Below are 23,842 nucleotides of genomic sequence, written 5' to 3' on the forward strand. Positions count from 1 at the left end.
AAAGTACAAAATATCAACATCCCTGTATGCCGATGGGTATTACTCCGCTTTCAGGGCTTCCACCGGATTGCGCAGGGAGGCGCGGACTGTTTGCACGCCTACAGTGAGGAAAGTCACGGCAAACGTAGCTCCCCCTGCCATGGCTAATATCTCCCAGCCAAAATGCGACCGATAGGCAAACTGGTCGAGCCAGCGATGCATCATCAACCAGGCAAGCGGCAACCCGATGCCAATAGCCAGACTAACGGCCCGTAGCAAATCCTTTGACAGCAACAAGGTAAGTTGAGCGGTCTTTGCTCCCAGCACTTTGCGGATGCCTATTTCACGCCGGCGGGTTTCGGCGGTAAAGGCTGCGAGACCGAAAACACCCAGGCAGGATATTACGATGGTAAGTGCTGCAGCGTAACCTGCCAGTGTGCCCACCCGCTTTTCAGCAGTGTACAGCGCCTGATAGTCTTCATCCAGGAAATGGCTTTCCAGCACATACCCCGGATTGTAGGCACGGTAAAAACCCTCCAGCCGTTTCAGCACGTCCTGCTCCATTCCTGCACTGATTTTCAACATAACGGTACCACCCCTTGGCTCTATGATGAAAAAAAGCGGCTGTACACGGCTATGCAACGATTGGAAATTAAAATCTTTTACTACGCCCACGATCTCACGCCTGGCGTTTCCAAACAGGATGGTTTTACCCACTGGCTGCTCCAGTCCCATGGCGGCTATGGCTGCCTCATTGAAAATAATGCGGGAGGTGTCTGCGGCATAGTTACCGGAAAAGCCTGTCCCTTCTTTCAGTTGGATACCCAACGTCTCCAGCATCCCTTCCCCCGTCTGGAACGGTCTGAAGAGGATATTCTCTGTACGGCCCTGCCTTTCCCAGTTTATTGGCTGACTGGCTTCCCCAAATACACTGCCCACCATACTGGAGGCCGTCACCACGCCGGGTATTTCCCGGACAGCGGCCAGAAAGGCATCCATATGCTCCGGTACTTTTCCTTCTGCATTAAAATATACTACATGGTCTTTCTGGTAACCAAGATTACGGTCCCGGATATACGCCAGTTGATGCTCCACTACCATTACTGCCACAATCAATACTACAGAAAGGCTGAACTGAAATACCACCAGTCCCTTCCTGGCCCATAGCCCACTGACGCTGTTCACCATTTTCCCTTTCAATACCAGCACCGGCTTAAACGCCGACAGGAAAAAGGCAGGATAACTGCCGGCCAGCAGTCCTGTAAATAAGGTAATACCGGTAAATAATGCTGCCAGCGGCAAGCTGAACTCCAGCTGCAGTCGCTTTCCGGTAATGAGGTTGAAAGGGCCTAGTAACAGCCATACCATCAGTATGGCCAGTAACAACGACAGTACCGACAGCAACAGTGACTCACCCAGAAACTGTTTTATCAGCGCCCAACGGCTGGCCCCCAGCGTTTTGCGTACGCCCACCTCCTTCATCCGGATATTCGCCCGGGCAGTAGCAAGGTTCATGAAATTGACCGCTGCAATAAAAACAATAAATAATCCTATCAGGCCAAACAGTTTCACATAGGTAATCCTGCCTCCTGCCTGATGCCAGTTTTCGTACGTGCCATACAGATAGTTGTCGGCATATGGCGCCACAAAGGAAGTACGAGCCTTCGCACCGGTGCGGTCCTGCATGAACCGGGTCAGTTTGGCATTAAAGGCGGGTACCGTTATGCCTTCCTTCAACAGCAACCAGGTGACAAACGGCCCTCCGGGTTCCAGATTGTCACCAATACGCATCAACGATTTAAAAGCACTGAAGGGAAGAATAAAATCGAACTGTAAAGAAGAGATACCCGGCACGTCTTTAAAGACGCCCGCCACCACGGCCGGCCTTTTGAACACGTCGACCTGCCAGTCCAACTGGCGACCTGTTATATTATTAACGGTGCCGAATAAACGCAGGGCCATGCTCTCAGAGATCACTATACCATTATTATCAGCCAACACCTGCTTTTTATCACCCATGAGCAAAGGATAACTGAAGATGTCAAAAAAGTCTTTACCAGCAAAAAGCCCTTCGCTTTTCAGGTGCTTGCCCGCTGCGGTCACGGTAAAACCCGGAAACCAGCCCCGGGGGGTACTGACCACCGACGCCTCCACTTCCGGCATTTCCTGTTTCAGCACATCTGCCAGCTGTGCAGGCGATTCCATCGTTGTCAACAACCCCTTCGCGTGGGGTTTGCTTTCCATGACGGTGTACAGCCGCGGGCCGTTTTCATGAAAGCGGTCCATGCGCCACTCGTCTGTTATCCAGAGACAAATTAATAACGTACAGGCGAGGCCGGTAGACAAACCGGTTAAATTAAGCAGGGTAAAAAGCCGGTGTTTCAACAGGTTACGCCAGGCTACTGTCAGGTAGTTGATAAACATGGTGAGATGGTTACGGATAGCGAAAAGATAAAATAAAAGCGGCACCAAGGAAGGTGCCGCTTTCTATATCCATTTAATACAATCCATAAAACATATCATACTATTTTAAAGTGTCCGCTTTGGGAAGCAGCGCGTCCGTATACGGACGCTGCGCGCCTGCTGCCACATACACTTCGATCATCGCATTGGTAGGCCGGCGTGGCGCCAGGAAAGAGTCTACCAGCTGATAATGCTGCCGCAGTTCACTTCTTAAGGCAAACGGGAAGAAGTTGTTTAACGTTGGCGCATACTCGTAGAGGACAAGATCATAATGACGGTCCCGTACCTTCCCCTTAAACGCCGACAGCTGGCGGTTGAACATGCCCACACCAAGGTGGTACCACAGCGGATAATCCTGCCCGGTTTCCAGTTTGAAAGGCATGGCTTCCGCCAGCGGCGTCAGCTCTGTCATATTCAACACCCGGATACCTTCTTTTTTCTGCTGTACTACCGGTAACGCCAGTACGCGATCAATACCGGCCACTGTCTGCTGCGGCATATAAATCTTGTGGAACACCGGCAGTCGGGAGAAAGTCCACTCCGACACCGGTACATCTGTGGTGTCGGTATTGACCATAAAGTTCCGGCGGGACACCACATTTTCATGGGTACTGTCATTGGGCGCATAAGCCACTTCCTGCACAGGGAACAACCTGTCTGTGTACCGGCCGATGTATTTCCACCAGGTACCGGACCACCAGAACAAAATCAGTGCGGTAGCCGCAATTAAAGACCTGCCCGAGTTGAGGGGTATTGACAGCAAGTGGCATAACCAGCTGGCAATGAAGGCGAAAGCAAAACTATGGAAGAAAATGTTGTTGTCCGGCGGCGTGTAGCTGGTGACCTGGAAAATGGCCGCTTCGCCTAAGATACCCAGCGTCAGCAGCGCAAACAGTACCTCCCGGCGTTCGTGTATCCAGCTGCCCCATTGTTTTACGCCCGCAGCCAGGCAAAGTGCTGCCAGCAACACATAGATCTTGATCCAATTGGAACCGCCCATGATCTCGTCTGTAAAATCGTTTAGGGCTAACCGTGAGCTGTGCGGCGCCTGTCCGTGATTAAACCAGTAGGCGAATCCCGGCATCAGGGGAACGATGAAAGCCACGGCAATCACCGCGAACAGCCCGAGGAACACCGGCAGGTCCAGCCAGCGGCGGGTTTCCAATGAATTGTAGGCCAACAGCGCCAGGCACAGCATAAGCGCCATCCCGCCACCATCCTGTTTGGTGAAGAGCGATAAGAAGATAAACAAAGCCGCCAGCGTCATCAGCAGGTACCGGCGCCCGTTGCCTTCCGCAAAAAAGGAACGCATCAGGAAACTAAGGCCCACCAGTTCGTACACAATTACGGTATGATTGTACCACGGCCAGAAGTTAAAGAAGGAATAAGACATCACGAACACCAGTACCGAAAGCAGCCGCACGCCGGGCGTCACGTTCAGGCTTTTGAGGATAGACCGGAAGGAAAGCCCGGCTATAATATTGATGAACACCTGTGCCTTCACCAGTGTGATCATTTGCGGACCGAAGATTTTAAAGAACAGTGCAGGGATGATCCAGAAACCATAGCCCAGCGGGCTGCCATAGTCTTTAAAGGGAACCTGCCCGGAAGACAGCCTGTAAGCCCCTTCCCATGACAGGAAGATGTTCACGCGATAGGGAAACGTAGTAAACAATGGTACCAGTGCCAGCAGCACGATAACTATGATTTCTATAACCGCCCATCTGCGGGCATTGGGAAACGAATTAGACATACTGTATCTGTTATTAGGATGTATTATCCTTTATTTTCTGAAAGGTTTGTAGGTAGCGTATTGTGCCAGCGCCAGCATAGGCCGGTCGCCGCTGGTGTCGCCGTAAGCGTAGATATCCGTATAGTCGTGCAGGTTAAACCGCTGCTGTATACGCACTACTTTCTCCTCACCATTGCAATTCACGCCGGAGAGCCGCCCTGTGATCCGTCCGTCCTGCACTTCCAGGGTGCTGGCAATACAGTCGATGCCCTGTGCCACGCACCAGGGCTCCACCCAATTATGGGCAGAAGCGGTTACCACCACCACCTGACGGCCCTCCTGTTGATGCTTACGGATAGCTGCCAGCGCAGGCTCACGTACCAACAACGGCAGCCGTTCCCTGCAAAAACGCCGGCAGTTTTCGGTAAACTGCTCTTCCGGCATCCCGCCGAAAAAATGGCGCAGCACCTGCTCCTTGCTTTCCTGTGCTGTTTGCCTGCCCAGTTTAAAACGGACCAGTCCGGGTGCCAGCCGGGCGATACCCCGGTACAGGGCGGCGCTTCCCTTCTGGAAACGGATGATCTCCCACATCGTGTCCTTATGGGTGATGGTACCGTCGAAATCGAAAAAGGCGATGCCCGTCACAGTTTTAATTTTTTAAAGATGGGCTCAGGTATCAACTTAATAATCAGCATGATATATCTCCATGGCCATTTTACGAACAATACATTTTTCTTCCGTTGCACCGCTTTGAACACCACCCGGGCCACCTGTTCCGGTTGCGCCGTCAGTAACGGCGGCAGGGTCAGATGCTGGGTCATCCGGGTGTTGACGAACCCCGGCTGCACGCTCATTACGTGAACGCCACTACGAAAAAGGCGGTTGCGCAACCCGCTGAGATAGGCGGTAAAACCGGCCTTCGCACTACCATATATATAATTGCTTTGCCTTCCCCTTTCACCTGCCACGGAACTGATGCCGACGATCATGCCGGCTTTCTTTGCTTCGTAAACATTGGCGATCACATTTAGTACAGACACAGCACCTGTGAAATTGGCGTGCAGGATGCGGGATGCCTCCTGCCAGTCGTGTTGCGCCTGCTCCTGGTCTCCCAGGTACCCAAAGGCACATACCGTAATGTCCGGTGTTACAGGCAGGGCGGCCAAAAAATCGGCATGCGTATCGTAAGCAGTGGCATCGAAAGAATGCACGGTAGCGGTAATACCGTACCTTATCTGAAGGTCCTGCTGCAAAGGACGCAGCGCGGCGGCCTGACGGCCAGCCAGTTGTATATCATATTGAGCGGCAGCAAACCGGCGCGCTATGGCCACTGCCATGTCCGAGCCTGCGCCTAAAAGAAGTACTGTAGGCATTGAAGGTGTTTGGTTAATAAGGGAACTATTTTGTCAGCAGTAACCTTTCTGATTGCAGTGATTCAAACCGTTTACCAGGGTTATATGCCTTCACGATCTCTGCAAAACGTTCCGCGTTGGGGTAACTTTTCCAGAACACGTCCTGTTTCATACGGGCATCTTTGGACAGGTACAAACGGCCGCCATACTGCAACACTATTTCGTCCAGCTCATCGAGGAATTCGAAAAGCCCTTTCCGTACCGGGAAATCCAGTGCCAGCGTATAACCTTCCATCGGGAAAGAGATCAGGGAGTCCTGCCGGCCAAACACTTTCAGTACAGCGAGAAAAGATCCCCATCCTTTTTCACTGATGCGCCGCAGGATCGCAATCAGTCCATCCTTCTGGTCCAGTGACAATACAAACTGATATTGTATGAAGCCTGCCTTACCGTAACCGCGGTTCCAGTGCAGGATGGCGTCCAGCGGATAGAAGAACGGTTCATAAGGCACCACGTTGTTGATCTCCTTTTTGAAGTTCTTGCCGTAGTACAACCAGTTGAAGGCCTTAACGGTAAATGTGTTCAGGATGAAAGAAGGCAGGTTAAACGGTACGGTCAGCCGCGGTTTAGATGGTAGTTGCAACGGAGCCTGCGCTTGTTTCCCGTTCAGTTCCGCTTTGGTAGCGTGTTCTCCCACGATCAGGATGCTGCGCCCAAAGGAATCCCCTTTTTGCAGGCAGTCAATCCATGCCATGGAATAGGTATAGTGTTTATACTCGTCAAACAGCCGCACCACCTCTTCGAGGTTACGGGCTTTGATTTGTTTTTGTTTGATGTAGGCCGTCTCCATTTTTTTCAGGCCGAATTTTACACGGGTGATCACTCCGGTAAGTCCCATCCCGCCGCAGGTAGCCCAGTACAGGTCAGTATGCCGGTCAGGTGAACAGGTGACCGTAGTGCCGTCGCCGATGATCACGTCCATTTCAGTAATGTGGCCGGAGAACGCGCCTTCCAAGTGATGGTTTTTACCATGCACGTCGGACGCTACCGCACCGCCTACCGTAATGAACTTGGTCCCTGGCGTTACCGGCAGGAACCATCCTTTAGGGACAATGATGTCCAGTATCTGGTCAAGTGTAACACCCGCCTGGGTCTCCAGCACGCCGGCAGTGGTATCGAAAGAGAGGACCTTGTCGTACCGGAGCATCGACAGGCTGTGCTTCCCCAGGGAGGCATCTCCGTAACAACGGCCATTGCCACGGGCAATAAACCCATGATTGGCCACTACGAACGACCGTAGCTGCTCTTCCTGCGTATACGCACTTTCTTCAGATGTAATAGCGGGGTAATTACCCCAGTTAGCTAACCGCTTCTGCATTATTCAAAAAAAACTTTATTAGTGGGCCAATAAATCAGCACATAAAAACTCAGCACCCACAGGAGTATGGTTAATTGAATAAAACGGTCTTTATATAGGATCTTGGTGGGAGAACCAGTGTTGTTCTCCACGTAGGTTATTTGCAAATATCGTAATAATCCGCCAATTACAAAAAGCGTCGTGTAATAGAGGCGGTAGGTATGAAACCGCACCTGTGTTTCAGGCGCCATGGTGTACATCAGGTAACAGACGATGATCACCGCTGAAACCAGCGAAAGCATCACATTGAGGAAATCGGGATTATAACCTTTGGCCGCTTTGCGCATTTCCTGCCCGGACTCCAGGCGGATCAGCACATCATCACGGCGTTTGGCGATAGCCATGAACAGCGCCAGCAGGAAAATCATGACCATCAGCCATTCAGAGATAGCGATGCCTCCGGCTATGCCCCCGGCCTTTACCCTTAATACAAAACCGATGGCCAGGATGATAATGTCCAGAATAGAGATGTGTTTCAACCCGAAACTATATAACAGGTTCATCACAAAGTAAATTCCCACTACAAAAGCGAACTTGGAGCTTACCAGCCATGCCAAGCCGCCCCCGAGGGCCACACACAATAGGAACATGGCCAGTCCTGCCGGCTTTGATATCTCTCCCGACGCCAGCGGCCGCTTACACTTCACCGGGTGTTTCCGGTCGGCCTCAATATCCTGATAGTCATTGATGATATAAATGCTGCTGGCGGTAATACTAAAGGCGATAAAAGCAAGCAGCAGGTCCAGCATCTTGGCCACATTGAAGATTTCTCCGGCGAAAAACAGCGGGATGAACAGGAAGACATTCTTTGCCCAGTGTGCAGGCCGGAGTAATTTGATGTACTTCATGATGGGGAATCAGGGTAAAGTTGACGCGCCAAATTACAATTTTATTCTTTTTCCCATCGTCTTCCCGGACATAAAAAAAATGTCCCACCCTTGCGGTGAGACATTTTTCTATTGTAACAGATTGATTGTACGGTATTGATTAAGCCGCTTTTTTCATGCGGGCCGGTGTTACCAGCGCCGGTTTGAGTTTAATGATGCCTACTACGTTCAGCAGTTTCATCACCTGGTAGCTTGGGTCCAGTTCGTACCATTTTTTGGCAAAGTTAGGACTGTCTTTGAATTTGTGGTGATTGTTCTGGAACAGTTCGCCCAGCAGGATGATACCCCAGGGAGAAGTGTTTTTAGACTTGTCACCGTTATCAAAGTTGCTGTAACCGTATTTGTGGCCACACCAGTTCACGATAGCTCCCTGTACAGGGCCCATCAGGAAGTGGATCGGCAGCAACAGGTAAAGATACCACATGCCGGCAGGCACAAAAGCCACGTAGAAAGCAACATAAATAGCCATCCAGGCTATGCGGGTGATATTGCTGTCACCAAACCTGTCCATTGCTTCCCATTCCGGAAGTGGCTCCTCCATAAACTTAGCGTCTACTGTGTTGGTACGGGTCACGAAGCCATTGTAGATCTTACGGGTCTGCACCATCATGGTCCACACATCCTTAAAGAAATGCGGAGAATGCGGATCGTGTTCAGTATCGCTGTATTCGTGGTGCATCCGGTGCATCACCCCGTAAGCACGCGGGATGAGATAGGAAGACCCCTGGAAAAACCAGGTACAGAAATAAAAGAAACGTTCCCAGAATTTATTGGTGGTATACATCTGATGAGATGCATAACGGTGCAGATAAAACGTGTGGAAGAACAGTGACAAGAACCAGTGCACACAGAAGAATATCAGGATCGCCGTCATTAGAATACTTTAAAATTTGACAAATAATCTCCAAAGGTATACTTAAATACCGGGCTTTCACGCCTTTTTACAAATTCGTATAGCTAATGAAATGTTAAAAAACTATTTCTTACGAACATACCTGAGTTCCAACAGGTTCATCCCGTTATTATAAAGACCGGACACATGAGGCTGGACCAGCCGCACCACCTGGTCGTAGAACAGCGGCACCACCGGAGCGTCAGCAATGATCTGACGGTCCATCTGCTGATACAGTTCATACCGCAGGCTGTCATTGTTTTCCTCCAGTGCCTGTTCATATAACTTGTCAAAGGCCGGATTAGCGTAGCGGGTGTAATTGGGCGGCGCGGGATTACGGCTGTAGAACATGGCCAGGTAACTCTCTGCGTCGGGATAATCGGCTATCCAGCTGCCGCGGAAAAAGAGCGCCTGTGACTTGGCTGTTTGCTCCAGCAGCAGGCTTTTCTGCACCACCTCCACCTGTATGCGGATACCAATTTCCTGCAACTGGTTGGCTACATAATCCGCCATGTCGGCATAGATAGGAATAGACAGCAGCTTAATGACCGGCAGGCCTTTTCCACCCGGGAACCCCGCCTCTGCCAGCAACTGCCGCGCCTTTCCGGGATCGTAGGTATATCCTTTTACTTTGGCAGTATCAAACGACGGCAGTCCCGCCGGCACAAAACCCGACGATGCGGGCGTACCTTTTCCGTTGCGCAGGTAGGTGATCATCTTCGTACGGTCGAACCCGTAGTTGATGGCCTGCCGTACCTTCTTTATCCGCGTAGGTGCATTTTTCACCAGGGCGTTATTACTGTCTGCCAGGAAGCCCAGGTATTCGGTATTCAGGAAAGGCTTTTTGTCCAGCACCATTTTATCTCTCCACTCCTGCTTCAGTGCTCCCTGTTTGCTGAGGATTTCGTCTTTAAAGGAAGCATCGATGTCATTAATAAAGTCCAGCTGTCCCTGACGGAACATCAGGAACTCGGATGCTTTACTATCCAGAAAACTGATCTGCACAGCGTCGAGGTAAGGCAACCGCCTCCCCTGGGCGTCGCGCTCAAAATAGTTCGGGTTGCGATGGAAGACCAGTCCCTGGCCTTCGTCCCAGAAGAAGAATTTAAACGGTCCTGTGCCACAGGGATGGTTCCGGAAGTCTTTACCATATTTCTCCACGGCTTCATGCGGCACTATCGAACAATACTGCATGCTCAGAATGCCCAGTATAGGATGGAAAGGTCTTACCAACGTCAGCTGAAAGGTGGAATCGTTCAGTGCGCGGAAGCCGCTGTCCGCCGCAATACGGCCGTTGAATATCCAGGCGCCCGGGGAAGCAGTGGCAGGGTCGATGATCCGTTGCAGGCTGTAGACCACGTCCTGCGCTGTCATACGCCGCCCCTTCCCTCCAGGAAAAATATCATTGTCATGAAAATAGACGTCTGTCCGCAGTTCGAAGGTATATGTGCGGTGATCGGCGGACACCTGCCATTGCCGGGCCAGGGAAGGCTGAATGGTCAGGTTGGTGTCCTGCGCCACCAGTGTATTATACAACTGGCTTACCGCCCAGATAACGGCCTGACTTTTGGCAAAGGCCGGGTCCAGGCTGCTGATCCCTTCTGTCTGGTTATATCGAAATACCTGCTGATCATGGCTTTCCGTATGTCCGCAGGAACCGAGCAACAAGCTGCACAGTCCTCCAAGGCAAAGAACGGATATAACCACCTGACAATAACTACTTTTCATTTGCCGGTAAATTAATATCTTTCCGCATAAAATATATCATTAATTATGCGTGGCATCACCATATTATGTATGGCCCTGCTGACGGCGGGCTCCCTCAGCGCCCAGCAGCACTTCACCAAAGCAGACACCCTGCGGGGTTCTATCACCAAAGAAAGAGCCTGGTGGGACGTGACCTCCTATGATCTCCATGTACAGGTACATCTGGAAGACAGCACCTTCAGCGGATTCAATACCATCACCTATAAAGTGCTGAAACCCGACTCTGTAATGCAGATAGACCTGCAGGAGCCGATGGTGATCGACAGTGTGCTACAGGACAAACAATCGCTGACCTTTACCCGCGAAGGCAATGCCTGGCTGGTGAAAATAAAGGCGCCGCAGGCTAAAGACAAAACCAAACGCATCACAGTATTCTATAACGGCAAGCCGCATAAAGCAAAAAATGCCCCCTGGGATGGCGGCGTAATATGGGCGCGGGATGAAAAACAACGCCCATGGGTGTCTACCGCGGTACAGCATTTCGGCGCCAGCGCATGGTGGCCCAACAAAGACCATCAAAGCGATGAGCCGGAGAACATGACGATCAATGTGACCGTGCCCGCTGAAATGACGGACGTGTCCAACGGACGGCTGAAGAAAAAGACAGACAACCCCGACGGAACCGCCACTTATACCTGGTACGTCAGCAATCCCATCAACAACTATGATGTGGCACTCAACGTAGGCCATTATGCTGAAATAAAAGACAGTTACTCCGGAGAAGGCGGCAAACTGGACCTCAGCTACTGGGTGCTGGACTATAACGTGGACAAAGCGACAGAACATTTCAAAATAGTAAAGCCGATGCTCAAATGTTTTGAGTACTGGTTTGGCAAATACCCTTTCTATAAAGATTCCTATAAACTGGTGGAATCGCCGTTCCTCGGCATGGAGCACCAGAGTGCCGTAGCCTATGGCAATAAATTCAAGATGGGTTATATGGGCCGTGACTTATCAGGCACCGGCTGGGGCCTCAAATGGGACTTCCTCATTATCCATGAGAGCGGCCATGAATGGTTTGGCAACAGCATCACCAGCAAAGACATTGCGGACATGTGGATACATGAATCTTTCACCAACTACTCCGAAACGCTGTTCACCCAATGCCAGTACGGACTTAAGGCCGGTGAGGAATACGTGGCCGGCATCCGCCACAATATCAAAAATGATGTCCCTATCATCGGGCCATACGGCGTAAATACAGAAGGCAGCGGCGATATGTACTATAAAGGCGCCAACATGATCAACAACATCCGGCTGATCATGAACAACGACGAGGCTTTCCGCCAGATGCTGCGTGGCATGAACAAAACCTTCTATCATCAGACTGTGACCACACAGGACATAGAACGGTATATGAGCAATGCCGCAGGCATGGACCTTGGACGCGTGTTTGACCAGTATCTGCGGGACACCGTTATTCCTACTTTGGAGTATCGCATCATTGGACAGCAGGTACAATACCGCTGGGTGAATTGCGTAAAGGATTTTAATATGCCTGTGCGGGTGAAGCTGAACGAAAACGGATTTAAACTGATCTATCCTGCCACCACCTGGCGTACAGCCAGTATCAGCCTGCCCGACCCAAACAAGTTCGAGGTGGACAAAGGGTTTTACATCAACATAAAAAGAAAAGAGGCTACTGATAACAAGTAATGCAGGTGGTCTTCACATAAATAAAAGCGGGTAGCATTGTGTGCTACCCGCTTTTATTTTATAGTTTGATGTGCTGGCTATTTCTTCAGCAATTTAAACGCATGTCCGCTGCTGTTGTTTAAATAACCATAGGCCGTCCATAAAACAGCCAGTGGTTCTATGCTGCGGCTCATCTCTATGCTGCCTACGTCAGCCACATCATTCCAACCGAATTCATTCAGGAGATCTACCACTGTTTGTTTGGCTTCGGGGTTATTGCCGGCGATAAACATAGTAGGAGAACCTTCCTCGAAGTTGGGGGCGAGCATGTGTTTGTATCCGATGCAACTGAGGGCCTTGACCACTTTAGCGTCCGGCGGCAGCCAGGCCTGGATCTGTTCGCCGGCGGAATTGGTATGTCCTATGAGCAGGTTAAGGCGACCTTTCTCATCCGGGCCTTTGTCATCTACTGGGTTGGTCACATCCACCACTGTCTTTCCTTTGAAGTTCCAGATGCCGGCGGCTTCGATGGCTTTTTTGGTGCCTATCCAACTGGTGCAGATAATGATCAGCTCCCCGAATTCGGATGCCTGGCGGAAAGTACCAATGGCAGCTTGCTGCCCCTGTTGTTTGGCCCATTGCTGCAACCCTTCCCTGGCGGGGTTACGGGTGCCAATCGTAATATGATGGCCGGTTTGAATAAGGCCTTTGCCTAGCGTCAGTCCAACAGGACCACTACCGAGGATACCGATTCTCATGACCGCGGGCGCATTTGTTGAGCTATGAATTTAGCCATTTTTTTATTTAGCTATTTGATTATTTAAAAGGCTGTGAAGATCCTGTATGATCTCCACAGCCTTTTAAATAATCAAATAAAAAAATGACTAAATGCCCAGATCCCTGATGTAGGTCAGGAACTTCTGCATGCCCTGGCGCTTGGCCGGTGTGATGGGATAACTGAGGTTGTGTACGTAGTAGGTGGTGAGGTCGTACAGATCGTACGGGTTTTCCGCTACCACGGCGGGTATGTTTTTAATGCCGGTGCTGGTCGCATCATTGAACTGCTGGATAAATGTCTCCGGCAGTTGTTTGTTGCTGATCCAGGCCGCGAAGAGGAAAGGCAAGCTGGTAAAGCGCATCCAGTGTTCCGCAAGATCGAAGATGAAGGGAGACACTTTCCGTTGTGCCAGGGCACGGTCACCGATAACAAGACCAGCGTCAGTGCCTTTGATTTTATCTTCATAGTCGCCGGTGGTAGGTACCAGCTCCACATTCAGTTTCCAGTATTCTTTGACCAGTATTTTCAGCAGGGCAACGGAAGTACGGCTCTGGTAGTCCAGGTAAATCCGTTTGATTTCGTTCAGGGGCACATCGCTGTACAGGCATACGGATGCCACCGGGCCTTCCGCGCCAATACCATAGTCTGCTATAATATGATGTTCTTTCAGTTTTGGGATAATAGCCACCGGCACCAGGGCCACATCTACCTCTCCGTCTATCAGCTGCTGGGCGATTTTAGCAGGATAATCCACTGACAATTCCATCTGTTCCATTACCGGATGATTCCTGAATCCGTATAACAAAGGCTTCGTATTCAAATAACTTACAGCCGCAACTTTTACTTTCCGTTCCAATTTCAGTAATTTTGAAGCTGCAAAAGTAACTAAATCCCGGATAACAAGTTCAAATCCTGAATCCCCCCTGAAAACAGGCGGTAAAGAAGGACTTGTTTTCCCTGCAGGCTTTTTTTGTAAAAACTGGAATACATATATATTATGCAACTACAACCATTAACTGCCATTTCCCCGCTGGATGGGCGCTATCGCAAGCAACTGGACGAACTTGCGGGCTATTTTTCCGAATTTGCGTTGATCCGTTACCGTGTGATGGTAGAGGTGGAATATTTTATTGCGCTGGCCGATCAGAAGCTGTTTACCTTACCCAAGGCCAAAGTTCCTGCCCTGCGCAAAATCTACCAGGAGTTTACGATTGAGAACGCGCAGCTGATCAAAGACACCGAAAAAATCACCAACCACGACGTGAAGGCAGTGGAGTACTTCCTGAAAAATGAGCTGAAGAACCTCGGCCTGGAAGACAAGCTGGAATGGGTACATTTTGGCCTCACCTCCCAGGACGTGAACAATACGGCTACCCCCCTGTTATGGAAAGACGCCGTAGAACACGTGTACATGCCTACCCTGGCCAACCTGGTCCTGGCCCTTAAAAAGCTGGGTGAATCCTGGATGAAAGTGCCTATGCTGGCGCGTACCCACGGTCAACCGGCATCTCCTACCATCCTGGGCAAGGAAATACTGGTGTTTGTAGAACGCCTCGAAGGACAGATTAAACTGCTGGGTGAAATTCCTTTCGCTGCCAAGTTTGGCGGTGCTACCGGTAACTTCAACGCCCATAATGTGGCTTTCCCTAAAATCAACTGGGAGAAGTTCGGTGAGAAGTTCGTGAACAACACCCTCGGCCTGCAAAGGATGAAGTACACCACCCAGATTGAACATTACGATAACATCGCCGCCCAGTTTGATGCCCTCAAACGGGTGAACAATATCCTGATCGACTTCTGCCGCGACGTGTGGACTTACATCTCCATGGATTATTTTAAACAGAAGATCAAAAAGAATGAAGTTGGTTCTTCCGCGATGCCGCATAAAGTAAACCCGATCGACTTTGAAAATGCAGAAGGCAACCTTGGTATCGCTAATGCCGTGTTTGAACACCTGAGCGCCAAACTGCCGATTTCCCGTCTGCAGCGCGATCTGACCGATTCTACTGTGCTCCGCAATGTGGGCGTGCCTTTCGGTCATACACTGCTCGCCACCAAGTCTATTCAGAAAGGCCTGGATAAACTGATCCTCAACGAGGCAAAACTGAAGGAAGACCTGGAAAACAACTGGGCAGTAGTAGCGGAAGCTATACAGACCGTGTTACGCCGTGAGAACTACCCGCAACCGTACGAAGCGCTGAAAGAGCTGACCCGTGGCGGAGAGCACATCACCCAGAAGAGCATGCATAAATTCATTGATGGCCTGAAAATCAGCGCTGCGCTGAAGAAGGAACTGAAAGCCATTACGCCGCATAACTATACCGGCCTGTGGTAAAATAATTTAGGGATTTTCTGATTTGATGTTCAATCAGAAAATCCCTAAATCTAATATGACTCCCGAAAGCATTAAGACAGCTTTACTGTCTTATTTCGATGTTTTTTTCTGCGACCCTTCCGGCCACGGTTACACGGGCTATATATTCTCCGGCTGATAATCCAGTCAAACATACCAGTTGCCCCGCTGATATGCTGTTTGGCGCAATAGGGATCATGCGCACGGGTGAGTGATGATTGTCTGATATTGTCAATATTGGGCTGTCCTCCGCTCCCACTGATTCCATCTGCACAAAGAGACGACCACTATATTGTTGTTCCTGAATGATCCTGCATGGTAAACTATTGCTGTTGATCGCTATCGCTCCCATTGTCTGTTGAATAAATACCATCAAGCTCCATAAGTTCATAATAATAATTTTATATGATGAACAATACCATTAAAGGTGTTGTACGGAGTTTTTCCAGGGAGATGATTATGATAGCTGACCCGGTTTTTAAGCGGGTTTGTGATTACTCACAGGGGTCATTTTTTTTGCACGGCAAAGATATAAAATATCTTTTTATTAAACATAGATTATAAGTGTTTATTTTGTTAAGTATTGGTTAACGCAATACGTTGCTAAAACACGTCCAATAAGCATGACAGCGCGCTTTAACTTCTGCAATCGATGTAAATCTTTTCCTGTTTCCCTGCCGCTGCGAACACGCAGCATCAGAACACATCCCGCAGGTGCAGCAGTTCGTGGCCTCCCGTCTCAAAGGTCACCGCAATGATATCGAACCGGATAGCCGGCGGACAGAGTTGAAAATACTCCAGGTAAGCTGCCGCCACTACCTGTATATGTTCCTGCTTTTTATGGTCCACCGCTTCTTCCGGCCAGCCGAAACGGCTGCCATTTCTGGCTTTGACTTCAATAAAATAAATGGTGCCGTTATTTTCCGCAACGATATCAATTTCCTTTCGGTGGTGTTTCCAGTTAGTATGGCGGATTGTACAGAAGCGGCGCACATATTCCTGTGCGATCTTTTCGCCTTCACGGCCTGTGTGCTGTGGGTTCATCGGGGCAATGGTTTAACAAACAATGATCGCTAAGGTACACTTTTCCGGCGGCAGCCGCTTGCTTTTCAACTATTTAGCATCCGGGGGCTTAAAAATCTGAATAATTTGACAGTAATTTGCAGATAGTTATCAATGCACGCTGGTTCGGCCTTGCTGCGACAGGGCGGCCTGATGACAAACCGTTAAAACCATAAACCGTAAATCGTTTTTATGAAATTATTCAGACTGGATGGAAAGATTCAGCATTATGCCTGGGGCGGTTCTACTTACATCCCCGCTTTGCTGGGAATAGCCCCATCGGAAAAACCCAGTGCAGAATACTGGATGGGCGCGCATCCTAGCGCACCGTCCACCATTACCACCAGCAATGGTCCGGTGCCCATGAATGAACTGATACAACAAGATCCGGCAGGCATTGTAGGGCCACAGGTATGGCAACAGTTCCAGGAACTGCCTTATCTCCTCAAGATACTGGACGTGAAAGACATGCTGTCTATTCAGGTACACCCTACCAAGGAAGAAGCCGAAAAAGGATTTGCCCGGGAAAATGCAGCAGGGATACCGCTCAATGCACCTAACCGCAACTATAAAGACGCCAACCACAAACCCGAAATCATGGTGGCGCTCAGCGAATTCTGGCTGCTGCACGGCTTCCTGCCGGAAGATAAGCTGCGGCAGGTATTGCAGGACACCGCCGAGTTTACCTCACTGGTAGGTATATACGAAAACGAAGGTTATTTCGGCTTGTATAAAAGTGTGATGGAAATGCCACAGGCACTGGTCAACATCATCCTGCGCCCGCTGACAGACCGCCTCATCCCGGACTACAAAGCCGGCAAACTCTCTAAATCAGATCCGGCATTCTGGGCGGCACGCGCAGTGCTCAATGATCCAAACGGCGCCGACAACCTCGACAGGGGCATCTTCTCCATTTATTTCTTCAACATCGTTCATGTACAGCCCGGACAGGCCGTGTTTCAGGACGCAGGTATCCCGCACGCTTACCTGGAAGGCCAGAACGTGGAACTGATGGCCAATTCAGACAACGTGCTGCGTGGCGGCCTTACGCCCAAACATATTGATGTGCCGGAACTGCTGAAGCATACCCGCTTTGAAGCCGTGCATCCGAACGTGCTTGCCGGTGACAGCATTTCAGGCGGACTGGAAAAAATCTATCCTACGCCTGCTCCTGATTTTGTAGTCAGCAAAATCAACCTCAGTGCCGGACAGGTATATCAATATACTGCAAAAGCGGCTGAAATCATGATCGTCATGAGCGGTACTGCTACCGTGAAGGGCTCTGACACGCTGGCCCTTCATAAAGGCCAATGTGTAATGGCTGCCTACGGCGAAAGCTATGAAATCACCACCGCCGACAACGTGGAAATATTCAAGGCAACTGTGCCGGTAAAATAATTACTCTTTATACAGAAAAGAAAAAGCAGTGCAGGGTGGTCCTGCACTGCTTTTCTCTTTTATGGTAACCAGTCAAAAGTTACATAACAATCACCGTCTTGCCGGTGGCTTTTCCTTCACGGCTGGCAGCGATAGCGGCCGGCGCATCTTCCAGTCTGATTTTGTTCTCCACCGGCACCTTGATCTGCCCCTGGTCTATCAGGCGGGAAAGCTGGTCCAGCGCCGCGGGGCTCCCTTCTGTTTCAAAGTTTCCGCCGTGCAGTTTCTTCGCCTTGAGCACTTCATCGTCCGCTACAAACTGCGTGGTCAGTGCGCCGCCTCCTTCTTTTACCAGATCGAGGTTCTGCTCGAACTTTTCTTTATTGCCTATCAGGTCAAGCAGACCATCTACGCCATGGGGGAATTTTGCTTTTACCTGGTCTGCCAGCGGCGCTTTTTTATAGTTGATGGTCACCGCTGCGCCCAACCGATGCATGCGTTTAGCATCGTCCTCATCGCCCACAGTGGCAATCACCTTCAGGCCTTTGGCGGCAGCGATCTGCGTAGCAAAAGAACCTACACCGCCGGTAGCACCGTTGATCAGCACAGCATCTCCCTTTTGCAATTTGAGTTTCTCCACCATTTGCAGTGCCGTCATGCCTGAAGTAGGCACTGCAGCTGCTTCTTCCGGCTGTATTCTCATCGGTGCTATGGTGAGGCCTGACTTCTCGGGCACAATGGCATATTCAGCATAAGAGCCTTCGCCAATAGGCATATGGATGAACTGTCCATATACCAGGTCTCCTTTTTTAAAACGTGTCACGCCTTCTCCTACTTCTTCAATCACGCCGGCGCCGTCCACTCCCATGATCAGCGGAAACTGGTGTGGTGTTTTTCCATTATTCATAATCCCGTCAGTCATTTTCCAGTCGAACGGGTTCATACCGGCGGCCTGTACTTTGATCAGTACAGTACCGGGTCTGATGGCGGGTTTGGGCAAGTCCATCAAAGTCGGGGTACCTTTAAATTCAGATACGGCTATGGCTTTCATATGCTTCTTTGTTTGATTAATAGTAACAGGTTACAACCGGGGGTCTACCGGTTCGCTTTCGAGCGCTAAGATACCGAAAACGCACTGATGCACCATTTGCAGTGGCTCCTTACCAACAAATCTTTCCAGTCCTTCCAGTCCCAGGGCAAATTCCCGCAAAGCCAGTGAGCGCTTGGCCCCCAGCCCTCTGGAACGCAGTCTCGACAAGTTCTCCGGCGCATCATATTCCGGTCCATAAATAATACGAAGATAATTTTTGCCCCGTACTTTCACGGCCGGTTGGATGATTCCCTTTGTATCGGTGGTCAGGAACTGGTGAGGTTTCATCACCATTCCTTCGCCTCCTGCGGCTGTGAGTTTTTCCCACCACGTGATCGCCGCCTGCTCGCTTTCCGGGTCTCCGATGGTGACCACCTGGTAAGCGGTGGCCAGCAGCAGCTCCGCGTCTGTCTCGCAGAATTTGCGGATATTGGTCATATGCCATTCATGGTCTTTGTCGAAATAGGTTTTACCCTCTGTGGCCATGATATGAAAAGGCGCCAGTTTATAATCTTCCAGTTTGTGTACCGGCCAGCAGTACTGACGATAGGCGGCCACATAGTCCGTTACCTGTTGCTGACGGCCGCGGTACTTCTCCAATAACAATTGAGCAGGCACATTGTTGCGGACCGCCTGCTCCAGCGCGGCTGTCACCGCCGGCAACGCCTGACTGGCAGCGGTCCCCACGGCAGCATACTGTTGCTGCAGCAACGCCTGTGCTTTGGCGCTCCAGGGCATCAGTTCACAGTCCAGGCATACCCAGTCTGTTTCGTGATCGTGATAGAAACCGGACGTTTCCAGCGCTGTATTGACACGGGCCAGAAACGCCTGTTCCAGCGTTTTGTCTGTAAAGAAACTACGTCCTGTACGGGTATATACCACACCAATGCCTTCCCCATCTACTCCAAAACGGTCGCGGGCTACGTCCTCATTACGGCACACCACCACAATAGCGCGGGAACCCATGTGTTTTTCTTCACACACCACCTTCTGCACGCCGGTCTCCCGGAAGTATTGCAGTCCGCCTTCCGGATGTTCCAGCAGTCCCGGCAGATTGGATGTTTCCACCGGAGACATAGTCGGTGGCAGGTAAATCATCCATTTGGGATTGATGGCGAAACGGCTCATCACTTCCAGTGCCGCGATGCTGTTTTCCTCCCGGATAGTGATATTGCGGCTGTAGCGGGTGTCTACAATTTTTTTTCCGATGAAGTCTGCAATATCCAGCAGGCCATCATATTGCTGTTGCACACTCAGGCTGCTGTCAGCGTTATAGCCTATCGGCCGGGCGGGCACAGCATACTGTTGCAGTGCCGGTACGGACACCAGCTCTTTCTCAGGATAACGGAGCGCGGTAAGGCTGCCTCCGAAAACGCAACCGGTGTCTATGTCAATGGTGCGGTTCAGCCACTGGGCCTGCGGCACAGGCGTATGCCCGTACACCACCATGGCTTTGCCTTTATATTCCAGCGCCCAGTTATAGCGGACCGGCAGACCGAATTCGTCTATTTCTCCGGTGGTTTCGCCATACATACAGAACTCCCTTACTGCGCCGGAGCCGCGGCCCTGCATATTTTCCTTCAGGCCGGCATGTGCTACCACCAGCTTGCCATCGTCCAGTACATAATGGCTGATTAACCCATCGATGAATGTTTTTACTGCTTCCAGGAATTCCGGTGTTTCGGAACCCAGTTGCTCCACCGTCTTTTCCAGGCCATGCTTTAGCTGCACCTGCCTGCCGTTGAGCCATTTGAGGAGCTTGGCGTCGTGATTGCCCGGTACGCACAGCGCGGAACCGTTGCCGACCATATTCATCACCAGGCGCAGCACCTGCGGAGAAGCCGGCCCCCTGTCCACCAGGTCGCCTACAAACACAGGCTTGCGGGTACGCGTATAGCCGTCTTCGTTAGTCGTCTGCGGCGCACTTATCAGCTCCGCATGTTCACGGTCTATGCCGTAACCCAACTGCTGCAGCAGCGTACACAGCTCATCATAACAGCCGTGTACGTCTCCGATAATATCAAACGGCCCGTGTTCATCTTTTTTATTATTGTATAACGGCGTGCGGGTAATGGTTTCCAGCATGGCCACATCTTCTTCGGAGCGCAGTTCATATACCTGGCGGAAGCCTTCTTCCTTCAGGTGTCGGAGGTTGCGCTTCAACTGGCTGATCTGTTGCGGGATCACATGGCCGCCGAAATTGCGGTCCGGACGGGACTGGTTGCGTTTGCGGCACACTTCTTCGGGGAGGTTCAGCACAATAGCCACCGGCAACACATGGTATTCCCTGGCCAGCCTTATCCAGTCTTTGCGGCTTTCAGGTTGTACGTTGGTAGCATCTATTACGGTCAGCAGCCCGTGTTTGAGGCGTTTGGCGGCCATAAAGCGCGCCAGCTCAAAAGCATCGGCTGATACCACCTGATTGTTTTCATCATCACTGACCAATCCGCGGCACACATCAGAAGAGATGATTTCCGTGGATTTAAAATATTTCCGGGCAAAGGTGGACTTACCGGCGCCTGACGGCCCTACCAGCAGTACCAGTGACAATTCCGGAATGGATATATGGGACAAATTATTTCTTCTTGCCATAAAATTCTTCTCTGATCTTAATTAACAGTTGCTGCGTCAGGGCCGGGTCGGGGCGTTCCGGCAGGTCTGATTTGGCATACAGTTCTTCTATACGCGTTAATTTTTCCGTTGCCATCTGCATCAATGTGTCATAGGCAAACTCCCCGCTGCGGATACTTAACAGGAAATCACGGTCCTCCCGGAATACGCGCACTTCCCGGTAAAGGGCTATCTCCTCCGCCATGTTCAACAGCCGGAAGGTATGCATCATGTGTTTGCTGTCGTAGTCGGCGCCCAGTTGCTGGTTATGCTGATACCTTGCTTCGTTGCGATGTTCCACCCAGTCCCAGTAGGACGCAAACTCCCTGCAATACACCGTATAGCCGTCCTTGTTAAAATGCATTACCGCCACCGGTTCCACCCCTTTAGGAATGGCACTTAACTGCACATCGTTTGCCTGTGCGCCGGAGAACAGGCCTTTCAGGCTTACGGGACGGGGAAACTGATACCGGTGAAACAAGGCATAGGCATCCCGGAAATGGTCGATCCTGGAGATGCCACAATCTTCCTGTTGCAGCTGATTCGCTTCCAGCCATTGTTTCAGGGGAAGGCTCTGGCTCCCCTGCACCACGTAACAAAATTCGAGGATATCTTTTCTTGTTTCCGGGAATGACTGGTTAATCTTTTTATTGAGGCCACGTGCCCTTTTGATCTGGGTTTGAGCGTATCCTGCAAAGGTGTCCATACAGAGGCGCGAAAGAAAATCCTCCGGCTTTACGAGGTCCATCAGTGGATGACGGAACAGGCAATTCTCCTGCTGTGTACTCAGCAATTCCAGGATATTGGGATTGTTTTTCTCCAGGAGTTCGAGGAAACGTTTTATCTCAAAGTATACTTCATCATTGCTGTCATTCGACACCTGATCGGTAAAGCTCATGCCATACAGCTCCGCCTGCGGCAATATAAAAATGCCCTTCAGGTCTGTGTCCGACGTGGGTACGTGCAGGTTATAAGCCCTGCTGCCGCTGATGCATTCCAGCAGCAGATATTCTCTTTGTTCTTTTAATGTAGCGTACGTCATCATGTATCTGCAATTGTAAACAGTGCCAACTGGCTGGGCGCGCCCACTGCGTCGTCCCATTCGCCCAACGGTTTAAAAGTAACGGTGTATCCGAAACGCTCCGCCACCACTGTGGCCCAGGCTTCAAACTCCGGCCGGGTCCATTCAAAGCGGTGGTCGTTATGCCTGAAAGTGCCGGCGTTAAGGGATTCGTATTTAATGTTATATTCCGCGTTGACCGTCGTGATAATCACAAGAGACGGACGCGCGTATTCAAATACTACTTTCTCCAGCACCGCAAGACGTGGCGGTTCCAGGTGTTCGATCACTTCCACGAGGGTGGCCGCATCGAAACCAGAGAGACGTTTATCTTTATATAACAGGGACCCTTGTATTAATTCCAGCCGTTTCCGTTGCCGCTCGGGCATACGGTCCAGTTTGAGTTTTTCCCCCGCGATTTCCAGTGAGCGGTAACTGACGTCCATGCCCAGTATGCGGGTAAAGGCAGGTTTCTCCATCAAAAGCCGCAGCAGTTTACCTTCGCCGCAGCCCAGATCAGCAACGGAAGTTACCTGCTGTTCCAGCAACAGGTCGCGGACCGTTTGCAGGCGCAGGTCGTGCAGGCGTATTTTTTCTGCGGGCGCCGGCGTGTCTTCTATTTCTTCCGGCACAGCCTCCTCTTTCATGATCAGGTCCAGTGCCTGACGGGTGAGCGGGCCAAGGTGCTTCATATAACGACGTACAATCAGTTCCTTTGCCAGATGGTCCTCCAGCCAGTCGCGCCCTTTCTCCATGAGTTTTTCAATCTCATGGTTACCGATAAAATAGTGTTTATCGTTATCACATACCGGTATCAGCACATATAACTGTGATAACAGCATCCATAGCGGCAGCGTGTTTTTCAGGGATACTTCGTAGTACCTGCTCCGGCCCCATTCCGTAAATTGGGTATCTAACGGTAAAGACTGTACGCTTACTTCGTAACCCAGTGGTTCAAAGAGGCTGCGTAACAGTGGTTCGCCGCCGTTAACGGGCAGCACGGACAAAGTCACTTCCAGCGGGAAGGCTACGTCCACCAGTTCGGGCTTGTCTTTGCAACGGCCGTTCATGGCCGATGAATATGCCTGTGAAATAGCGGCGCTCATAAAAGAAGAGGCCACATAGGGCCGGTCGTTGACATACAGCTCCAGTGCAAAATCATTGCCTCCCGGACCGTTTTTACGGGTAAGCCGCACCGGGTCAAGGTCCAGCAGCAAAGCCGCTGTGCATTTTTCTTCAGTAGCTTCAGGATAAAAAATGTGTACATCACCGGCAGTCAAAGGAAATGTATGCACCTTAGCCGGATGTTTGTGCAACAGATAACCAAGGTCTGTAGCGGGGTAACGTGTAGTTGTAATCGTTAATAACATAGGTTCACTAAAAACAAT

19 protein-coding genes are annotated in these 23,842 nt (G+C 50.7%); 3 read left to right on the forward strand and 16 right to left on the reverse strand.

Annotated elements, in window-relative coordinates; translation table 11 throughout:
• Positions 1 to 39 precede the first annotated feature (39 nt).
• The 8 genes from HGH92_RS28040 to HGH92_RS28075 all read right to left on the reverse strand — a co-directional run bounded on the left by HGH92_RS28040 (position 40) and on the right by HGH92_RS28075 (position 10,450).
• Positions 40 to 2,403 carry an ABC transporter permease gene (locus tag HGH92_RS28040; protein WP_168874125.1) on the reverse strand — a complete coding sequence of 788 codons (2,364 nt, stop codon included), beginning with the start codon at positions 2,401 to 2,403 and terminating at the stop codon, positions 40 to 42.
• 100 nt (positions 2,404 to 2,503) lie between these two features.
• Complete coding sequence (locus HGH92_RS28045; protein ID WP_168874126.1) at positions 2,504 to 4,195, reverse strand: hypothetical protein; 1,692 nt, start codon at positions 4,193 to 4,195, stop codon at positions 2,504 to 2,506.
• 30 nt (positions 4,196 to 4,225) lie between these two features.
• On the reverse strand, positions 4,226 to 4,819 hold the full coding sequence (locus HGH92_RS28050) for an HAD family hydrolase (RefSeq protein WP_168874127.1): 594 nt from the start codon (positions 4,817 to 4,819) through the stop codon (positions 4,226 to 4,228).
• Positions 4,816 to 5,547 carry an SDR family oxidoreductase gene (locus HGH92_RS28055; protein ID WP_168874128.1) on the reverse strand — a complete coding sequence of 244 codons (732 nt, stop codon included), beginning with the start codon at positions 5,545 to 5,547 and terminating at the stop codon, positions 4,816 to 4,818. Before HGH92_RS28055 ends, HGH92_RS28050 begins: the two co-directional genes overlap by 4 nt.
• A 25-nt stretch (positions 5,548 to 5,572) precedes the next feature.
• On the reverse strand, positions 5,573 to 6,904 hold the full coding sequence (locus HGH92_RS28060; RefSeq protein ID WP_168874129.1) for an FAD-dependent oxidoreductase: 1,332 nt from the start codon (positions 6,902 to 6,904) through the stop codon (positions 5,573 to 5,575).
• Complete coding sequence (locus tag HGH92_RS28065) at positions 6,904 to 7,791, reverse strand: decaprenyl-phosphate phosphoribosyltransferase (RefSeq protein ID WP_211092764.1); 888 nt, start codon at positions 7,789 to 7,791, stop codon at positions 6,904 to 6,906. Before HGH92_RS28065 ends, HGH92_RS28060 begins: the two co-directional genes overlap by 1 nt.
• A 139-nt stretch (positions 7,792 to 7,930) precedes the next feature.
• Positions 7,931 to 8,704, reverse strand: a complete 774-nt coding sequence (locus HGH92_RS28070; RefSeq protein WP_168874130.1) for an acyl-CoA desaturase — start codon at positions 8,702 to 8,704, stop codon at positions 7,931 to 7,933.
• A gap of 102 nt (positions 8,705 to 8,806) precedes the next feature.
• The gene (locus tag HGH92_RS28075; protein WP_168874131.1) at positions 8,807 to 10,450 is read right to left on the reverse strand and encodes an ABC transporter substrate-binding protein; all 1,644 of its coding nucleotides are present in this window, start codon (positions 10,448 to 10,450) and stop codon (positions 8,807 to 8,809) included.
• Between the two features lie 45 nt (positions 10,451 to 10,495).
• Here HGH92_RS28075 and HGH92_RS28080 point away from each other — a divergent pair, with 45 nt between their 5' ends.
• Positions 10,496 to 12,145 (forward strand): M1 family metallopeptidase, encoded by a 1,650-nt coding sequence (locus tag HGH92_RS28080; protein WP_168874132.1) that lies wholly within the window; start codon positions 10,496 to 10,498, stop codon positions 12,143 to 12,145.
• A gap of 77 nt (positions 12,146 to 12,222) precedes the next feature.
• On the opposite strand, the gene HGH92_RS28085 is transcribed toward HGH92_RS28080, so the two are convergent.
• Together HGH92_RS28085 and HGH92_RS28090 are read right to left on the reverse strand one after the other, a co-directional pair.
• The gene (locus HGH92_RS28085; protein WP_168874133.1) at positions 12,223 to 12,882 is read right to left on the reverse strand and encodes an NADPH-dependent F420 reductase; all 660 of its coding nucleotides are present in this window, start codon (positions 12,880 to 12,882) and stop codon (positions 12,223 to 12,225) included.
• A gap of 126 nt (positions 12,883 to 13,008) precedes the next feature.
• Positions 13,009 to 13,758, reverse strand: coding sequence for a menaquinone biosynthetic enzyme MqnA/MqnD family protein (locus HGH92_RS28090; RefSeq protein WP_168874134.1), 750 nt, complete (start codon positions 13,756 to 13,758; stop codon positions 13,009 to 13,011).
• Positions 13,759 to 13,899: 141 nt separating this feature from the next.
• On the opposite strand from HGH92_RS28090, the gene purB reads away from it, so the two are divergent.
• The gene (gene purB / locus HGH92_RS28095; RefSeq protein ID WP_168874135.1) at positions 13,900 to 15,237 is read left to right on the forward strand and encodes an adenylosuccinate lyase; all 1,338 of its coding nucleotides are present in this window, start codon (positions 13,900 to 13,902) and stop codon (positions 15,235 to 15,237) included.
• Positions 15,238 to 15,319: 82 nt separating this feature from the next.
• Here purB and HGH92_RS28100 read toward each other — a convergent pair whose 3' ends face one another.
• Positions 15,320 to 15,646, reverse strand: a complete 327-nt coding sequence (locus tag HGH92_RS28100; protein WP_168874136.1) for a hypothetical protein — start codon at positions 15,644 to 15,646, stop codon at positions 15,320 to 15,322.
• A 305-nt stretch (positions 15,647 to 15,951) separates the two neighbouring features.
• Positions 15,952 to 16,299, reverse strand: a complete 348-nt coding sequence (locus HGH92_RS28105) for a YraN family protein (RefSeq protein WP_168874137.1) — start codon at positions 16,297 to 16,299, stop codon at positions 15,952 to 15,954.
• Between the two features lie 210 nt (positions 16,300 to 16,509).
• Here HGH92_RS28105 and manA point away from each other — a divergent pair, with 210 nt between their 5' ends.
• Entirely contained in the window at positions 16,510 to 17,715 is a 1,206-nt protein-coding gene (gene manA / locus HGH92_RS28110) for a mannose-6-phosphate isomerase, class I (RefSeq protein WP_211092765.1), read from the forward strand.
• 79 nt (positions 17,716 to 17,794) lie between these two features.
• Here manA and HGH92_RS28115 read toward each other — a convergent pair whose 3' ends face one another.
• The 4 genes from HGH92_RS28115 to HGH92_RS28130 are packed head-to-tail and all read right to left on the reverse strand — an operon-like array spanning position 17,795 to position 23,824.
• Positions 17,795 to 18,745: an NADP-dependent oxidoreductase gene (locus HGH92_RS28115; protein ID WP_168874138.1), complete on the reverse strand. Its 951-nt coding sequence runs from the start codon at positions 18,743 to 18,745 to the stop codon at positions 17,795 to 17,797.
• Between the two features lie 30 nt (positions 18,746 to 18,775).
• Positions 18,776 to 21,376 (reverse strand): polynucleotide kinase-phosphatase, encoded by a 2,601-nt coding sequence (locus HGH92_RS28120; RefSeq protein WP_168874139.1) that lies wholly within the window; start codon positions 21,374 to 21,376, stop codon positions 18,776 to 18,778.
• A complete protein-coding gene (locus HGH92_RS28125) occupies positions 21,360 to 22,439 on the reverse strand; it encodes a DNA polymerase beta superfamily protein (RefSeq protein WP_247655060.1) in 1,080 nt (359 codons plus the stop codon). The genes HGH92_RS28120 and HGH92_RS28125 overlap by 17 nt, the downstream gene beginning before the upstream one ends.
• Positions 22,436 to 23,824, reverse strand: coding sequence for a 3' terminal RNA ribose 2'-O-methyltransferase Hen1 (locus HGH92_RS28130; RefSeq protein WP_168874140.1), 1,389 nt, complete (start codon positions 23,822 to 23,824; stop codon positions 22,436 to 22,438). Before HGH92_RS28130 ends, HGH92_RS28125 begins: the two co-directional genes overlap by 4 nt.
• Positions 23,825 to 23,842: the final 18 nt, after the last annotated feature.

Source organism: Chitinophaga varians (assembly GCF_012641275.1).
GTDB classification, from domain to species: Bacteria; Bacteroidota; Bacteroidia; order Chitinophagales; family Chitinophagaceae; genus Chitinophaga; species Chitinophaga varians_A.

What these genes read in the sequence shown, in the direction of transcription:
- HGH92_RS28070 (WP_168874130.1), bottom strand. Translation starts at nt 8,704, where the DNA reads ATGACGGCGATCCTGATATTCTTCTGTGTGCACTGGTTCTTGTCACTG.
- HGH92_RS28130 (WP_168874140.1), bottom strand. Translation starts at nt 23,824, where the DNA reads ATGTTATTAACGATTACAACTACACGTTACCCCGCTACAGACCTTGGT.
- HGH92_RS28065 (WP_211092764.1), bottom strand. Translation starts at nt 7,791, where the DNA reads ATGAAGTACATCAAATTACTCCGGCCTGCACACTGGGCAAAGAATGTC.
- HGH92_RS28045 (WP_168874126.1), bottom strand. Translation starts at nt 4,195, where the DNA reads ATGTCTAATTCGTTTCCCAATGCCCGCAGATGGGCGGTTATAGAAATC.
- HGH92_RS28080 (WP_168874132.1), top strand. Translation starts at nt 10,496, where the DNA reads ATGCGTGGCATCACCATATTATGTATGGCCCTGCTGACGGCGGGCTCC.
- HGH92_RS28060 (WP_168874129.1), bottom strand. Translation starts at nt 6,904, where the DNA reads ATGCAGAAGCGGTTAGCTAACTGGGGTAATTACCCCGCTATTACATCT.
- HGH92_RS28105 (WP_168874137.1), bottom strand. Translation starts at nt 16,299, where the DNA reads ATGAACCCACAGCACACAGGCCGTGAAGGCGAAAAGATCGCACAGGAA.
- HGH92_RS28115 (WP_168874138.1), bottom strand. Translation starts at nt 18,745, where the DNA reads ATGAAAGCCATAGCCGTATCTGAATTTAAAGGTACCCCGACTTTGATG.
- HGH92_RS28125 (WP_247655060.1), bottom strand. Translation starts at nt 22,439, where the DNA reads ATGATGACGTACGCTACATTAAAAGAACAAAGAGAATATCTGCTGCTG.
- HGH92_RS28120 (WP_168874139.1), bottom strand. Translation starts at nt 21,376, where the DNA reads ATGGCAAGAAGAAATAATTTGTCCCATATATCCATTCCGGAATTGTCA.
- HGH92_RS28075 (WP_168874131.1), bottom strand. Translation starts at nt 10,450, where the DNA reads ATGAAAAGTAGTTATTGTCAGGTGGTTATATCCGTTCTTTGCCTTGGA.
- HGH92_RS28055 (WP_168874128.1), bottom strand. Translation starts at nt 5,547, where the DNA reads ATGCCTACAGTACTTCTTTTAGGCGCAGGCTCGGACATGGCAGTGGCC.
- HGH92_RS28085 (WP_168874133.1), bottom strand. Translation starts at nt 12,882, where the DNA reads ATGAGAATCGGTATCCTCGGTAGTGGTCCTGTTGGACTGACGCTAGGC.
- HGH92_RS28040 (WP_168874125.1), bottom strand. Translation starts at nt 2,403, where the DNA reads ATGTTTATCAACTACCTGACAGTAGCCTGGCGTAACCTGTTGAAACAC.
- purB (WP_168874135.1), top strand. Translation starts at nt 13,900, where the DNA reads ATGCAACTACAACCATTAACTGCCATTTCCCCGCTGGATGGGCGCTAT.
- manA (WP_211092765.1), top strand. Translation starts at nt 16,510, where the DNA reads ATGAAATTATTCAGACTGGATGGAAAGATTCAGCATTATGCCTGGGGC.
- HGH92_RS28100 (WP_168874136.1), bottom strand. Translation starts at nt 15,646, where the DNA reads ATGAACTTATGGAGCTTGATGGTATTTATTCAACAGACAATGGGAGCG.